This is a genomic window from Streptomyces sp. NPDC006197, assembly GCF_040613865.1.
Lineage (GTDB): Bacteria > Actinomycetota > Actinomycetes > Streptomycetales > Streptomycetaceae > Streptomyces.
The window spans coordinates 12,266-26,797 of record NZ_JBEXSZ010000058.1 but is presented as its reverse complement, the minus strand read 5'-3'; the positions used below and the strand labels follow the sequence as shown (position 1 = coordinate 26,797).

Genomic DNA, 14,532 nt, shown 5'->3' with positions numbered 1-14,532 from the left:
CCCTCCCTCCGGGTCAGCGCGTGAGCGTTCCCTCCAGGAGGACCCGGCCGCCCAGTTCCACGACGCCGTCGGGGCCGGGGGCGGTGAGGAGCTGGGAGCCGCGGCCCTGCGTGATGTTCAGGGCCCGGCCCAGTTCCGCCGTGAGGAGCAGGGCGGCCGCGCCGGTCGCCTCGTCCTCGTCGATGCCGTCGCCCCGGCCGGGGAACGCCCGCGCCCGGATCCGGCCGGCGGCCTCCTCCTCCCAGGCCCAGGCGTAGATCCACTCCCCCGGCTCGGGCACCTCCAGGGCGTCGACCTCGGCGACGGAGCCGTACCGGCGCAGGGTGCGGGGCGGTGCCCACTCGGCGCGCGCCTCGATCCAGGTGAACTCGCCGTCGCCGCGCACCCACACCTCGCCGGCGGGCGGGTGGACGACCTCCAGGTCGAGCAGCCAGGCGGCACCGACGAGCGGGTGTCCGGCGAACGGCAGCCGCAGGCCGGGCGTGTAGATGTCGACGATCCCGCGCTCCGGATCGTCCACGAACACGGTCTCGCTGAAGCCGAGTTCCTTGGCGAGCGCCTGCCGGGAGGACTCGTCGGGGTGGGTACGGGCGTCCCGCACGACCCCGAGACGGTTGCCGTGCCGGCCGTCGCCCGCACAGAAGACCCGGAGGACGTCGATGTCAGTGGCGGTCGTGTTCATGACTGAATTGAACCACCCGTCACCTGCGGACAGGGGCGCTCCGCCGTTTCCCCGCCGCCCTACCGAGGCGTAACCGGAACCGGGACAATCCACCTTCCTTGACTCTCCCTTGACCAAGCCATGAGGGCCCCATGGAGACCCCGTGACCCCGCTGTGTCCGGTACGCCCGACCTGAGAGCTGAATCACTGGACGCGCGGGTATTGCTGAGGTAAGCCTCGGTTAAGTTAGGTCCGCCTCAGTCCGTCCCCGCGTTCCTGGAGTCCTCATGCGAGCCGTCCGCCTCTCCGTCGTCACCGCCGCCGCGACCGCGGCCGCTCTGACCGCCGTCACGGGCTGCGCCGAGAAAAGCGACTCCAAGGCGGGCGACGACGCCATCACCGTCGTCGCCAAGGACGACTCCTGCGAGGTCTCGAAGAAGGAGTTCCCGGCCGGGCACGTGAAGCTGGCCGTCGAGAACCGCGGCTCCAAGATCACCGAGGTCTACGTCCTCTTCCCGGACGACCGGATCGTCACCGAGCGCGAGAACATCGGCCCCGGCACCAAGGCCACCATCACCGCCGAGATCAAGGCCGGCGACTACGCCATCGCCTGCAAGCCCGGCATGAAGGGCGACGGCATCCGCCAGCAGGTCAAGGCCACCGGCGGCAAGGCCGCCGCCAAGCGCTCCCCCGAGATGGACGGCGCCGTCGCCGCCTACCGCCAGTACGTCCAGGCGCAGGCCGACGAGACCCTCCCCAAGGTCAAGGTCTTCACCGACGCCGTCCGCGCCGGTGACGTCGAGGCCGCGAAGAAGGCCTACGCCGAGTCCCGCATCGGCTGGGAGCGCACCGAGCCGGTCGCCGAGTCCTTCGGCGACATCGACCCCAAGGTCGACGTCCGCGAGGACGGCCTGGAGGACGGCCAGGACCCGGCGAAGGACTGGACCGGCTGGCACCGCCTGGAGAAGGCGCTCTGGCAGGACAAGAAGATCGGCGACCGCGAGAAGCAGCTCGCCGACCTCCTCGACAAGGACCTCGCCGACTGGCAGAAGCGGGTCGGCAAGGCCGAGATCACCCCGACCTCCATGGCCAACGGCGCCAAGGAGCTCCTGGACGAGGTCGCCACCGGCAAGGTCACCGGCGAGGAGGAGCGCTACTCCCACACCGACCTCGTCGACTTCAAGGCGAACGTCGAGGGCGCGCAGAAGTCCTTCGAGCTGCTCAAGCCGGTCGCCACGAAGAACGACCCGAAGCTCGTCGCCGAACTCGACAAGCAGTTCGCCGCGCTGAACACGCTGCTCGACAAGTACCGCACGGACAAGAGCGGTTACGTCTTCACCTCGTACGACAAGGTCGGCAAGGCCGAGCGCAAGGAGCTCTCCGACGGCGTCAACGCGCTGGCCGAGCCGCTCTCCAAGCTCGCCGCCGCGGTCGTGAAGTAACAGGGGGCATCATCATGACCGACGAGACCACCACGGAGCAGGCCGCCGCGGAGCAGGCCTCCGCGCCCTCCCGTCGCAAGGTCATCGGCTGGGGCGGTGCCGGGCTCGCGCTCGGTGCCGCCGCGGCCGGCGGCGCGGTCGCCCTGACCCGCGACGGCGACTCCACCGTCCCGGTCGCCGAGAGCGGCGGGGCCGTCCCCTTCCACGGCCCGCACCAGGCCGGCATCGCCACCGCCGTGCAGGACCGGCTGCACTTCGCCTCCTTCGACGTGAAGACGAAGGACCGCGACGAGCTGATCCAGCTCCTCAAGGACTGGACGCGGGCCGCCGAGCGCATGACGGCCGGCGCCGAGGTCGGCGAGGGCGCCTACGGCGGCCTGCCGGAGGCCCCGCCGGACGACACGGGCGAGGCCCTGGGCCTCAAGCCCTCCCGCCTCACCCTCACGATCGGCTTCGGCCCCACGCTCTTCGACGGGCGCTTCGGGCTGAAGGACAAGCGGCCCGGGGCCCTGGTGGACCTGCCCAAGTTCCCGGGCGACAACCTGGATCCGGCGCGCAGCGGCGGCGACATCTGCGTGCAGGCCTGCGCGGACGACCCGCAGGTCGCCGTGCACGCCATCCGCAACCTCGCCCGGATCGGCTTCGGCAAGGTCGCGGTGCGCTGGTCGCAGCTGGGCTTCGGCAAGACGTCCTCGACGACCCCGGACGCCCAGACCCCGCGCAACCTCTTCGGTTTCAAGGACGGCACCCGCAACATCGCGGGCACTGACACCGAGCGGCTCGCGAAGCACGTGTGGGTGTCGGGCAAGGACGCCGAGGGCGCCGCGGCCTGGATGGACGGCGGTTCGTACCTCGTCGCCCGCCGCATCCGCATGAACGTCGAGACCTGGGACCGCACTCCGCTCTCCGAGCAGGAGGACATCTTCGGCCGCGACAAGCGCGAGGGCGCTCCGGTCGGCAAGGCCAAGGAGCACGACGAGCCGTTCCTGAAGGCGATGAAGCCGGACTCGCACGTCCGGCTCGCCCACCCGGACAGCAACAACGGGGCGACGATCCTGCGCCGCGGCTACTCCTTCACCGACGGCACGGACGGCCTCGGCCGTCTGGAGGCGGGCCTGTTCTTCCTGGCGTACCAGCGGGACGTCCGCACCGGCTTCATCCCGGTGCAGAGCTCGCTGGCCAAGTCCGACGCGCTCAACGAGTACACACAGCACGTGGGTTCGGCGCTCTTCGCCGTCCCGCCGGGCGTCCGCGACAAGGACGACTGGTGGGGCCGGGCGCTGTTCGCGTAACCGAGGAGGAGAACCGACGTGTTCGGAAACTATCTGATCGGCCTGCGTGAGGGCCTGGAAGCCAGCCTGGTCGTCTGCATCCTCATCGCGTACCTGGTGAAGACCGGGCGCCGGGACGCGCTGAAGCCGATCTGGATCGGCATCGGCGTGGCCGTCGGCGTCGCCCTGGCCTTCGGCGCCGGGCTGGAGTTCGGCTCCCAGGAGCTGACCTTCGAGGCGCAGGAGGCGCTCGGCGGCTCGCTGTCGGTGCTCGCCGTGGGCCTGGTGACCTGGATGGTCTTCTGGATGCGGCGGACGGCCCGGCACCTCAAGGCGGAGCTGCACGGCAAGCTGGACGCGGCCCTGCAGATGGGCACCGGCGCGCTGGTGGCCACCGCCTTCCTGGCGGTGGGCCGCGAGGGCCTGGAGACGGCGCTCTTCGTGTGGGCGTCGGTACGGGCCTCCTCGGACGGCTCGTACGCGCCGCTGGTCGGTGTCGTCCTGGGCCTGCTCACGGCCGTCCTCCTCGGCTGGCTGTTCTACCGGGGCGCGCTGAAGATCAACCTGGCGAAGTTCTTCACCTGGACCGGCGGGATGCTGGTCGTGGTGGCGGCGGGCGTGCTCGCGTACGGCGTGCACGACCTCCAGGAGGCCCGCTTCCTCGGCGGCCTCGCGGACAAGGCCTTCGATATCTCGGCGACGATCCCGCCGGACAGCTGGTACGGCACGCTCCTCAAGGGCGTCCTCAACTTCCAGCCGGACCCGACGGTCCTTCAGGTCACGGTGTGGGCGCTGTATCTGATCCCGACTCTCGCGCTGTTCCTGGCCCCGATAGGGTCGGGTCCGTCCGTGCGGGTGAAGAAGCAGAAGGCGACCGATGAGAAGGCTGAGGCTGAGGCGAGCGCCGGGACGACCGCTTGAGCGGCTGTCGTCGCGGCCCACGAGGTTCCTCGCCGCCGCGGCGGCGGCGACCGTCCTGTCGCTGACGGCGAGCGGCTGCGTGACCGTCCACGGCGAACTGGCGCTGCTGCCGCCGGCGACGAAGGCCGAGGCGGCGCAGGCCCTCGCGGACTTCACGACGGCCTACAACAAGGCCGACAAGGCCTATGACCCGGCCCTGGACGCGGGCCGGGTCACCGGCCCGCTCGGGGAGGTCAACCAGGCGGGCCTGCGCGCCCGGTCGATCAACACCCCGGGCGGCAACCCGGACCACAAGCCCCTCCAGCTGACCGACGCGCGGTTCGTGCTGCCCCGGAAGGCGGGCTGGCCGCGCTGGTTCGTGGCGGACACCGCGTCCAACCGGGCCTCCGGCGACCAGCGCTGGCTCCTGGTCTTCCTGCGCAACGGGCCCGAGCAGCTGTGGGAGGTCGCGTACCTCACGATCCTCCCCCGGGGCGACGTGCCCGAGTTCGCCGAGGAGGAGGGGTACGCGGTGCCGGTCGCCGCGGACACCGACGCGCTCGCGGTCGCGCCCGAGGACCTCGGCAAGGAGTACGTGGCGTACCTCAAGGACGGGCGGCCGGGGCCGTTCGCGCCGGGCGTCCACACCACGGAGTGGCGGGCGCAGCGGCAGAAGGCCGCCAAGCGGCCGGGCATGGCCACCCAGTACATCGACCGGGTCACGGACCAGGGGGACTTCGCGCCGCTCGGGCTGCGGACCCGGGACGGCGGCGCGCTCGTCTTCTTCGCGACGCGGTACTTCGAGCGGCAGACGGCGGCGAAGGGCTACCGGCCGAAGGTCGGCGCCGACACCAAGGCGCTGCTGACCGGCGAGATCAAGAACACGGTCACCCGGGAGTGGGTGTCGAGCCAGGCGGTCCTGGTGAAGCCGGCGGGCACGAACCGGAACGGGGTCGTGGTCGCGAGCCGGCTCCAGGGCGTGGTGGGCGCGGAGGGCTCGTAGCCCGCCAGCCCTGTGCGGGGCTCGGCGCGTCCGTCGGCGGCCGGGTGACGGGGCTCAACGCGTCGGCGGTCGGCCCAGGCGGGGCTCAGCGGGTCAGCGGCCGACCGCGCGTCAGCGGCCGGCCCGTGCGGGGCTCGGCGGGTCAGCGGCCGGCCCGGGCGACGGGGCTCGGCGCGTCCGTCCGCGGCCGGGCGACGGGCTCAGCGCGTCAGCGGCCGCCCCGTGCGGGGCCCAGCGCGTCGGCGGCCGGCCCGGGCGACGGGGCTCAACTCGTCCGTCGGCGGCCGGCCCAGGCGGGGCTCAGCGGGTCAGCGGCCAGGCGATTTCGTGGGCCGTGTGCTCCCCGTCCCCGTCCGCCTCGCGCTCGGCCGCGTGGCGGGCGCAGGCGTCCTGGAGGGCCTCCAGGAGGTTCAGCGGGTCGGGCAGCGGGTGCTCGGGACCGCGGAGCCAGGCGACGACCGGGTGGGCGTCCTCGTCCCCGGGCAGCCGGGCCGGCGGCACGAGGACGTAGCTGCCGCGGCAGTGCCAGCGCAGCCCCGGATGCTCGTCCATCGTCTCGGGGTGGCAGTCCAGCTCGCACGGCCACCACTCGTCCTCGTCCTCGGGGGTGCCCCGGGTGGCGGTGAAGAAGAGCATCCGCCCGCCGACCGTGTCGACGTCGGCGGACTCGGCGACCGGGCCGACCTCCACGCCCTCCGCGAGGAGGCGCTCCAGGGCGGCGCGGCCGGCGGCCAGCGGGACGTCGAGGACGTCGTGGACCATGCCGGTGGCGGTGACGAAGTTCGCCTCGGGCTCGTTGCGGGCCCAGCGCTCGATCTGCGCGCGGTCGGTGGTCGACTGCGTCTGCCAGGCGAAGGAGACGGGGTGCCGGGCGGGGGTGGGACAGCCGATCCGCTCACAGGAACAGCTGTAGCCCACGGGGTACGCGGCGGGGGCCAGGGGCAGCCCGGCGGCGGCGGTGGCCAGGAGCAGCTTCTCGCGGTCGTTCTCGTCGTCGGCCGCGGTGCGTTTGGGGCGCCTGCGCAGCCACTGTGCGAGTCTGCTCTCCGTGCCGCGGTAGCGGCCGATGCCGTCGCCCATCTATCCCCTCACACCTCATGCTCGCCCGTTCGGCTCTGCCCATGGTCCCACCATCCTGCGCCCCGGGTGACCGGAGTGTGGAACCGGGGTGGGGAACCGGTGTGCGGACGGGGTCAGGTACGGGGGGCGAGGCCGCGCAGGGCGAGGTCGACGAGGGTGTCGGCGTAGGCGTGGGTGAGCGGCAGGGTGCGGTGGATCCAGCGGTGGTGGAGCGGTCCGACGAGGAGTTCGACGGCGACGCGGGGATCGACCCCCGGATCGATGTCGCCCTTGGCCTGAGCGGCCTCGATGCGGCGGACGTAGTACTGGAGCTGGGGTTCGAGCAGGGCCTCGGTGAAGCGGGCGCCGAGCTCGGGGTCGACGACGCCCTCGGCGGCGAGGGCGCGGGTGGGGCCGTCGAAGGCGGGGTTGGCCAGCTCGTCGACGGTGGCGCGCAGCACGAGCTTGAGGTCGGCGGCGAGGTCTCCGGTGTCGGGGATCTCACTGCCGGCGTCTCCACCGAGGGCCTCGTTGGCCCGGGCCGCGAGGTCGAGGAAGGCGTCGAGGAGGACGGCCGCCTTGGAGGGCCACCAGCGGTAGATGGTCTGCTTGCCGACGCCGGCGCGGGCGGCGATGCCCTCGATGGTGGTCTTCGCGTAGCCGGTCTCGGAGACGAGGGCGAGGGCGGCGTCGAAGATGGCGCGACGGGAGCGCTCGCTGCGGCGGGAGGCGTCGGGGGCGGCCTTGGCGGGCCTGGTCTCGGGCATGGCCCCAATCTAGCAGCGAACGAGACGCCGCGTCTCGCCCACTGGGCGGGCCCCGAACCACCCGAACGGTCCACAGCGCGGAGCCCGCCGAGAGCGGACCATGGGTCCACCGATCGACCACAGATCACCGGCCGCTCCGGCCGCCCGTCCGTGAGGAGCCTTCATTGCGCCCCACTCCGCGCACGCCCTCGCCCCGCCGTTATCTGATGTGCCCACCCACGCACTTCACGGTGACGTACTCCATCAACCCCTGGATGGACCCCACGAAACCGGTCGACCTGCCGCTCGCCCTCGCCCAGTGGGAGGACCTGCGCGACCGCTACCGCTCGCTCGGCCACACCGTGGAGCTCCTGGAGCCCGACCCGGCGCTGCCGGACATGGTCTTCGCGGCGAACGGCGCGACGGTCGTCGAGGGCCGGGTCCTCGGCGCGAAGTTCGCCCACCCGGAGCGGGCCCGCGAGGCCGACGCCCATGTGTCCTGGTTCCGCAGGAACGGTTGGGCGGACGACGACGTGCGCGTGCCGGAGCACGTGAACGAGGGCGAGGGCGACTTCGCCGTCACCGCCTCCTGGATCCTCGCCGGCCGCGGCTTCCGCTCCAGCCCGCTCTCCCACGACGAGGCGCAGGAGTTCTTCGGCCGCCCGGTGATCGGCCTGGAGCTGGTGGACCCGCGCTACTACCACCTGGACACGGCGCTGTGCGTCCTGGACGACGCCCGGGACGAGGTCATGTACTACCCGGACGCCTTCTCCCCCGGCAGCCGCGCGGTGCTCGCCCGGCTCTTCCCGGACGCGCTGATCGCGACCGGCCAGGACGCGGCGGCCCTCGGGCTCAACGCGGTGAGCGACGGCCGGCACGTCCTGCTCCCGCAGGCCGCGGTGGGCCTCTTCGAGCCCCTCCGCGCCCGGGGCTTCGAACCGGTCGGCATGGACCTGGGCGAGCTCCTCAAGGGCGGCGGCAGCGTGAAGTGCTGCACCCAGGAGCTGCGGCCCTAGGGCCTGCCCGACCCTGATCCGCCGGACAGCTCCTAGGCGTCCTCACCCCACGCGTCGCCCCACTCGGCGTCACGGGCCTGCTTGTACAGGGGCCCGTGGCGCTTGGTGACGGTCTCGCGGCCGAGGCCCTCGGGTCCGCACAGCTCCAGCAGGACCTGCCCCTTGCGGATCTGCGGGCGACGGATGATCCGGGAGACGGCGGGGGTCACCGGGAACCTGGTCGCCGCCACGTACGCGTACTTCTCGTCCTCGTACGACAGCGACCCGCCCTTCACCTTCCGGTGCAGCGAGGAGCGGCTCACCCGGGCGGAGAAGTGGCACCAGTCCGTGCCGGGCACGATCGGGCAGGCCCCGCTGTGCGGGCAGGGCGCGGCGACGGCGAAGCCGGCGTCGATCAGCAGGGTGCGGGCCGCGATGATCCGCTCGTAGCCGTCGGGCGTGCCGGGCTCGACGATCACCACGGCCTGCGCGGCGCGGGCCGCCTCGGTGACGAGCGCCGCCCGGTCGGCCTCGGTCAGCTCCTTGAGGACGTACGAGACGGTGACGAGGTCGGCGTCGGCGAGGCTCAGGGCGGAGCCGATCCGCTCGCGCCGCCACTCCGCGTCCAGGACGCCGTCGGCCAGCTCGCGGCCGAGCGCGAGGGCGGGCTCCGCCCAGTCGAGGACGGTGGTGCGCGGCGGCTCCTCTCCCCAGGCCTCGGCGACGGCCCAGCTCGCCGCGCCCGTGCCGCCGCCGACGTCGGTGTGGGTGCGCGGCGCCCAGTCGGGCGCGGCCTCCCGGAGGGCGTCGAGGGCGCCCCGTACCGCCTCGAAGGTCGCCGGCATGCGGTACGCGGCGTACGCGGCGACGTCGGAGCGGTCGCGCAGCACGGGGGCGTCCGTCGGGGTGGTGCCCCGGTAGTTGGCGATCAGCCGCTCGACGGCCTGCGCGGCCCGGTGGGGCGGCAGCCCGTCGAGGAGCCCGGCGAGGGCGGCGCGCAGGGAGTCGGCGGAGGGAGCTGAGGCGTTCACCGCAACAGTCTAGGCGGCCGGGCCCTGCGCCTTCGCGGACTGCCAGGGGCGGCAGAGGCCCAGGAAGCAGGCCAGGGCCAGGACGGCGCAGCCGAGCTGGACGACCGCCATGGGGACGGCGGTGCGCTCGCCCGCGATGCCGACGAGCGGGGAGGCGACGGCGCCGATGAGGAAGGAGGAGGTGCCGAGGAGGGCGGAGGCGGATCCGGCGGCGTGCGGGGTGCGCATGAGGGCCTGGGCGTTGGTGTTGGGCATGGCCAGGCCCATCGCGGACATCAGGACGAAGAGTCCGGCGGCGACCGGGGCGAGCCCGACCTTTCCGAGGACGCCGCTGGTCATGAGGGTCAGGGCGACGGCCGCGAGCAGGATGGTCCCGAGGCCGCAGCCGAGCGCCTTGTCGAGGCTGACGCGGCCGACGAGGAGCTTGCCGTTGATCTGGCCGACGGCGACGAGCCCGATGGAGTTGAGGCCGAAGAGCAGGCTGAAGGTCTGCGGCGAGGCTCCGTAGATCTCCTGGACGACGAACGGGGACGCGCTGATGTACGCGAAGAGGGCGGCGAAGGCGAGTCCGCCGGTCAGCATGTAGCCGGTGAAGACCCGGTCGGCGAGGAGGCCCCGCATGGTGCGCAGGGCCTGTCCGACCCCGCCCTCGTGCCGCCGCTCGGGGGGCAGCGTCTCGTGGAGGAAGCGCCAGACGACGAGGGTGAGCAGGACGCCGATCGCGGTGAGGACGTGGAAGACGCCCCGCCAGTCGGTGAGCCGGAGGATCTGGCCGCCGATGAGGGGGGCGATGATCGGGGCGGCGCCGGAGATCAGCATCAGGGTGGAGAAGAAGCGGGCCATCTCGACGCCGTCGTACAGGTCGCGGACGACGGCGCGGGCGATGACGATGCCGGCGGCGCCGGCGAGGCCCTGGAGGAGCCGGAAGCCGATGAGGAGTTCGGCGGTGGGGGCGAGGGCGCAGACGGCGGTGGCGAGGACGTACACGGCCATGCCGGCGAGCAGCGGGCGCCGGCGTCCCCACTTGTCGCTCATGGGGCCGACGACGAGCTGGCCGAGGGCCATGCCGGCGAGGCAGGCGGTGAGGGTGAGCTGCACGGTGGCGGCGGGGGCCCGCAGCGCGCCGGTGACCTCCGGGAGTGCCGGGAGGTACATGTCCATGGAGAGCGCGGGGAGGGCGGTGAGTCCGCCCAGGACGAGGGTGACGAGGAGTCCCGTACGCCGGGCGGCGGTGACGGCCGGGGCGGTTTCGGTTATGTGTCCTTGTGTTGTTTTCTGGCCGCTCTCCGGCATCGACTGCTCCATTTCGTTGAATCCTTGTCTATGCTCTCAGCTCGACCGGCATGGTCGAGACCTGTGGGGTGGGGATGATGAGGGCGGGGATGGACGCGAACAGGACGGTGCGCTGGGGAATCCTGGCGACGGGCGGCATAGCGGAACGGTTCACCACGGACCTGACGACGCTCGACGGCGCGGAGGTCGTCGCGGTGGCGTCCCGTACGGAGGCGTCGGCGAAGGCCTTCGCGGACCGGTTCGGGATTCCGCGGGCGTACGGGGAATGGGCCGGGCTCTTCGCCGACGAGGACGTCGACGTGGTGTACGTGGCGACTCCGCATCACGCGCACCGGATGGCTGCCGGCCTCGCCCTGGAGGCGGGAAAGGCGGTGCTCTGCGAGAAGGCTCTCACACTCAACGCCCGCGAGGCGGAGGAACTCGTCACCCTCTCCCGGGACCGCGGCCTCTTCCTGATGGAGGCCATGTGGATGTACTGCAACCCGCTGGTCCGGCGGATCGCCGAGCTCGTGCGCGACGGGGCGATCGGCGAAGTCCGCACGGTCCAGGCCGACTTCGGGATCGCGGGCCCCTTCGACGCCGGCCACCGGCTGCGGGACCCGGCGGTGGGCGGCGGGGCGCTGCTCGACCTCGGGGTGTACCCGGTGTCGTTCGCGCAGCTGCTGCTCGGCGAGCCGTCCACGGTCCACGCGCACGCGCGGATCTCGCCGGAGGGCGTCGACCTGAACACGGGCATGCTGCTGGGCTGGGACTCGGGCGCCTCGGCCCTGCTGTCCTGCTCGCTGGAGGCGGACACCCCGCTGACGGCCTCGGTGACGGGCACGGAGGGCCGGATCGACGTCCCGCGCGGCTTCTTCTTCCCCGAGCGGTTCACGCTGCTGCGCAACGGCGCGGAACCGGAGGAGTACGTGAACGAGGACGACCCGCACTCGCTGCGGCACGAGGCGGCGGAGGTGATGCGCTGCCTGCGCGCCGGCGGGACGGAGTCCCCGCTCGTCCCCCTGGACGGCTCGCTCGCGGTGATGCGGACGCTCGACGCGGTACGGGACCGCATCGGCGTCCGCTACCCCTCCGAACTCGCGGCTACACGGGTGTGAGCCCCGGGTCGCCCGCCTCCGTGACGTAGGAGGCGGCGGTGGTGACGGGGGCGCCCGGCCGGGTCACGTACGGAACCGTGCGGAAGTCGGCACGGGCGCTCTCCTCGCCGAGCTCGACGGTCACGTAGCCGCGGCGCCCGTTGAAGAACCTCAGGTGCGGGTTGGCCTGCATGAGCTTGTCGTAGTTGGACGGCCGGTCGGCGCCGTCCCTGCCGCTGGTGACCGACGTGGCGACGATCTCGGTGCCGAGGGTCCGGGAGGCCGGGTCGCGGAAGTCGGCCTTGATGTCGAGCCCGTAGCCGACGTGGACGTCACCGGTGAGCACCATCAGGTTCTCGACGCCGGCGGCCTCGGCCCCCGCGAGGATCCGCCGCCGGGAGGCCGGGTAGCCGTCCCAGGAGTCCATGGACAGCTTGAAGTCGGCGGTGGAGCGGTCGCGGCGCTCGGAGAACACCACCTGCTGCGGCAGCACGTTCCAGCGGGCCTCGGAGGCGCGCCAGCCGTCGAGCAGCCAGCGCTCCTGGGCGGCGCCGGTCAGGGTGCGCGCCGGGTCCTCGGACTCGGGGCCCGGGACCTGCCAGCCGTCCCCGTACGCCTGGTCGGAGCGGTACTGGCGGGTGTCGAGGACGTCGAACTGGGCGAGCCGCCCGAAGCGCAGCCGCCGGTACAGCCTCATGTCGGGACCCTCGGGCAGCTGGGGGCGGCGCAGGGGCTGGTGCTCCCAGTAGGCGCGGTAGGCGGCGGCGCGGCGGAGCAGGAACTCCTCCGGTGGGACGCCGTTCTCGGGGGTGTCGCCCGCGTAGTTGTTCTCGGTCTCGTGGTCGTCCCAGGTGACGACGAAGGGGTGGGCGGCGTGCGCGGCCCGCAGGTCGGGATCCGACTTGTAGAGCGCGTGGCGGAGCCGGTAGTCCTCCAAGGTGAGCGTCTCGCGGTTGAAGACGCCCGGAAGGGTCCGGTCGGTGTAGGCGCGGGCGCCGCCGGTGGCGTTGACGGCGTACTCGTACAGGTAGTCGCCGAGGTGGAAGACGACGTCGACGTCCTCCCGGGCGAGGTGGCCGTAGGCCGTGAAGTACCCGTCGTGGTAGGCCTGGCAGGAGACGGCGGCCAGCTTCAGGGCGGTGTTCCGGGCACCGGGGGCCGGGGCGGTGCGGGTCCGCCCCACCGGGCTGACCCACTCGCCGGCCCGGAAGCGGTAGAAGAACACGCGGTCGGAGTCGAGGTGCCCGACCTCGACGTGGACGCTGTGCCGGAACTCGGGGTGCGCGGTCGCCAGGCCGCGCCGGACGATCCGGGTGAAGCGCTCGTCGCGGGCGAGCTCCCAGTGCACGGAGACCCGGCCGGCGGGCAGCCCGCCGTCGGGCTCGAAGGGGCGGGGCGCGAGCCGGGTCCACAGGAGCACGGAGCCGGGCAGGGGGTCGCCCGAGGCCACGCCCAGGGTGAACGGGTCCTCCGTGACACGCCGGGCGTCCAGCTCGTCGGCGGCCGCGGTGCCGGCCGCGGGCAGCTGGGTCGCGAAGGCGAGCGCGGCGGCCGCGCCGGTGACGGTGAGGAACCGGCGGCGCCCGAAGTGGCGCGCGGCGGCGAGGAGTTCCTCGGAATGCTGTACGTGGTCCATGTGCCCCTCCCCAGACGGATGCTGTCCGTCCGTCATTCGAAGGGGAGGGAACGACCTCTCATTGTCGAGTACAGAACATCCACGTGTCGGACGGATGAGTTCATGGGGCACGCGTCTCGCGTACGCTGCGCGCCCATGAGCATCGCAGTGGTGACGGGAGCCGGTTCGGGCATCGGGCGGAGCGTGGCGCTGGCCCTCGCGGCGGCCGGCTGGTCGGTGGCCCTCGCGGGCCGCAGGGCCGGGGCCCTGGAGGAGACGGCGGCGGCCCTCCCGGCGGGCGACTTCCTGTCCGTCCCGACGGACGTGACCTCCGAGGAGGAGGTGGCGGCCCTCTTCGCGTCCGTACGGGACCACTGGGGCCGGGTCGACCTGCTCTTCAACAACGCCGGTACGTTCGCGGGCGGCGGCGTCCCCGTCGAGGACCTGGACCCGGCGACCTGGCGCGCGGTCGTCGACGTGAACCTGACGGGCGCGTTCCTCTGCGCCCAGGCGGCCTTCCGGACCATGAAGGAGCAGGACCCGCAGGGCGGCCGGATCATCAACAACGGCTCGATCTCCGCGCACGTGCCGCGCCCGCACTCGATCGCGTACACGGCGACGAAGCACGCGATGACGGGCCTGACGAAGTCCCTGTCCCTCGACGGACGGCCGTACCGGATCGCCTGCGGTCAGCTCGACATCGGCAACGCGGCGACGGAGATGACGGCCCGCATGCAGACCGGCATCCTCCAGGCCAACGGCGAGCTGGCGGTGGAGCCGGTGATGGACGCGGCGGACGTGGCGGCGACGGTGGTGCACATGGCGGGGCTGCCGCTGGAGGCGAACGTGCAGTTCGCGACGGTGATGGCGACGACGATGCCGTACATCGGCCGGGGTTGAGATCCCGTGCCGCACACCGGCCGGGGGTGAGGCCCACCCCCGGCCGGAGGGGGATCAGGCCTGCCCGGTCTCGAAGCGCGAGATCTTCCCGCCGTCGACGGTGAAGGCCCACTTGGTACGCATCTCGCCCCAGGTGTCGTTGCGGTAGCGGGCGACGAGCGCGCGCCCGCCGTCCGCCTCGGACTCGACGTCCATGTGCCCGCGCGAGGCGAACACCTCGCGGTCGAGCCACTCCCGCACATCGCGGTCGGAGCCGTCGTCGGACATGGTCACGTCGGGTGTCAGGGCCTCGAAGAGGGCGGCCTCGTCGTTGGCGTTGAGAGCCGTGACGAAGACGCGCACGGCCGGGTCGCTGAGTCGGTCCACGGGAATGGTCATGCTCTACGCGTACACCCGTGGGACCGCCCTGACCGTTCACCCCGGCCGTGAGGTCCCTCCGACAGCGGTCCCGGTCCGTCAGGACCAGTCACAGGTCTTGCCGCCGCGGGCGGGTCCGCCGGCGGGTCGCTGGTGCCGACCGCCGCGAACCAGACGGCGGAA

General features: G+C 72.9%; 14 protein-coding genes. 7 read left to right on the top strand and 7 right to left on the bottom strand.

Going from position 1 to position 14,532, the window contains the following annotated elements; genetic code table 11:
* Window positions 1-13 precede the first annotated feature (13 nt).
* Entirely contained in the window at window positions 14-682 is a 669-nt protein-coding gene (locus ABZ318_RS19665; RefSeq protein ID WP_356903738.1) for a PhzF family phenazine biosynthesis protein, read from the bottom strand.
* Between the two features lie 266 nt (window positions 683-948).
* On the opposite strand from ABZ318_RS19665, the gene efeO reads away from it, so the two are divergent.
* From efeO to ABZ318_RS19645, 4 genes are read left to right on the top strand one after another with little or no spacing between them, the layout of a single operon-like run.
* The gene (efeO, locus tag ABZ318_RS19660; protein WP_356903737.1) at window positions 949-2,103 is read left to right on the top strand and encodes an iron uptake system protein EfeO; all 1,155 of its coding nucleotides are present in this window, start codon (window positions 949-951) and stop codon (window positions 2,101-2,103) included.
* Window positions 2,104-2,117: 14 nt separating this feature from the next.
* Window positions 2,118-3,395 (top strand): iron uptake transporter deferrochelatase/peroxidase subunit, encoded by a 1,278-nt coding sequence (efeB, locus tag ABZ318_RS19655; protein WP_356903736.1) that lies wholly within the window; start codon window positions 2,118-2,120, stop codon window positions 3,393-3,395.
* Window positions 3,396-3,413: 18 nt separating this feature from the next.
* The gene (efeU, locus tag ABZ318_RS19650) at window positions 3,414-4,295 is read left to right on the top strand and encodes an iron uptake transporter permease EfeU (RefSeq protein WP_356903735.1); all 882 of its coding nucleotides are present in this window, start codon (window positions 3,414-3,416) and stop codon (window positions 4,293-4,295) included.
* Complete coding sequence (locus ABZ318_RS19645) at window positions 4,252-5,277, top strand: hypothetical protein (protein WP_356903734.1); 1,026 nt, start codon at window positions 4,252-4,254, stop codon at window positions 5,275-5,277. Before efeU ends, ABZ318_RS19645 begins: the two co-directional genes overlap by 44 nt.
* 300 nt (window positions 5,278-5,577) lie before the next feature.
* Here the strand turns inward: ABZ318_RS19645 and ABZ318_RS19640 are convergent, their stop codons facing one another.
* Together ABZ318_RS19640 and ABZ318_RS19635 are read right to left on the bottom strand one after the other, a co-directional pair.
* Window positions 5,578-6,357 carry a bifunctional DNA primase/polymerase gene (locus ABZ318_RS19640; RefSeq protein ID WP_356903733.1) on the bottom strand — a complete coding sequence of 260 codons (780 nt, stop codon included), beginning with the start codon at window positions 6,355-6,357 and terminating at the stop codon, window positions 5,578-5,580.
* Window positions 6,358-6,470: 113 nt separating this feature from the next.
* On the bottom strand, window positions 6,471-7,103 hold the full coding sequence (locus tag ABZ318_RS19635) for a TetR/AcrR family transcriptional regulator (protein WP_356903732.1): 633 nt from the start codon (window positions 7,101-7,103) through the stop codon (window positions 6,471-6,473).
* Window positions 7,104-7,267: 164 nt separating this feature from the next.
* Here ABZ318_RS19635 and ddaH point away from each other — a divergent pair, with 164 nt between their 5' ends.
* Entirely contained in the window at window positions 7,268-8,098 is an 831-nt protein-coding gene (gene ddaH / locus ABZ318_RS19630) for a dimethylargininase (protein WP_356903731.1), read from the top strand.
* 32 nt (window positions 8,099-8,130) lie between these two features.
* Here ddaH and ABZ318_RS19625 read toward each other — a convergent pair whose 3' ends face one another.
* Window positions 8,131-9,108 (bottom strand): small ribosomal subunit Rsm22 family protein, encoded by a 978-nt coding sequence (locus tag ABZ318_RS19625; protein WP_356903730.1) that lies wholly within the window; start codon window positions 9,106-9,108, stop codon window positions 8,131-8,133.
* 9 nt (window positions 9,109-9,117) lie between these two features.
* On the bottom strand, window positions 9,118-10,413 hold the full coding sequence (locus ABZ318_RS19620; RefSeq protein ID WP_356903729.1) for a multidrug effflux MFS transporter: 1,296 nt from the start codon (window positions 10,411-10,413) through the stop codon (window positions 9,118-9,120).
* Window positions 10,414-10,490: 77 nt separating this feature from the next.
* Between ABZ318_RS19620 and ABZ318_RS19615 the strand changes: the two genes are divergently transcribed.
* Entirely contained in the window at window positions 10,491-11,498 is a 1,008-nt protein-coding gene (locus ABZ318_RS19615; RefSeq protein ID WP_356903728.1) for a Gfo/Idh/MocA family oxidoreductase, read from the top strand.
* Here the strand turns inward: ABZ318_RS19615 and ABZ318_RS19610 are convergent.
* Entirely contained in the window at window positions 11,485-13,113 is a 1,629-nt protein-coding gene (locus ABZ318_RS19610) for an alkaline phosphatase D family protein (protein WP_356903727.1), read from the bottom strand. The two genes, ABZ318_RS19615 and ABZ318_RS19610, sit on opposite strands and share 14 nt — an antisense overlap.
* A gap of 102 nt (window positions 13,114-13,215) precedes the next feature.
* Here ABZ318_RS19610 and ABZ318_RS19605 point away from each other — a divergent pair, with 102 nt between their 5' ends.
* Window positions 13,216-13,992 carry an SDR family oxidoreductase gene (locus tag ABZ318_RS19605; protein WP_356903726.1) on the top strand — a complete coding sequence of 259 codons (777 nt, stop codon included), beginning with the start codon at window positions 13,216-13,218 and terminating at the stop codon, window positions 13,990-13,992.
* A gap of 54 nt (window positions 13,993-14,046) precedes the next feature.
* On the opposite strand, the gene ABZ318_RS19600 is transcribed toward ABZ318_RS19605, so the two are convergent.
* Window positions 14,047-14,370 carry a nuclear transport factor 2 family protein gene (locus tag ABZ318_RS19600; RefSeq protein ID WP_356903725.1) on the bottom strand — a complete coding sequence of 108 codons (324 nt, stop codon included), beginning with the start codon at window positions 14,368-14,370 and terminating at the stop codon, window positions 14,047-14,049.
* Window positions 14,371-14,532: the final 162 nt, after the last annotated feature.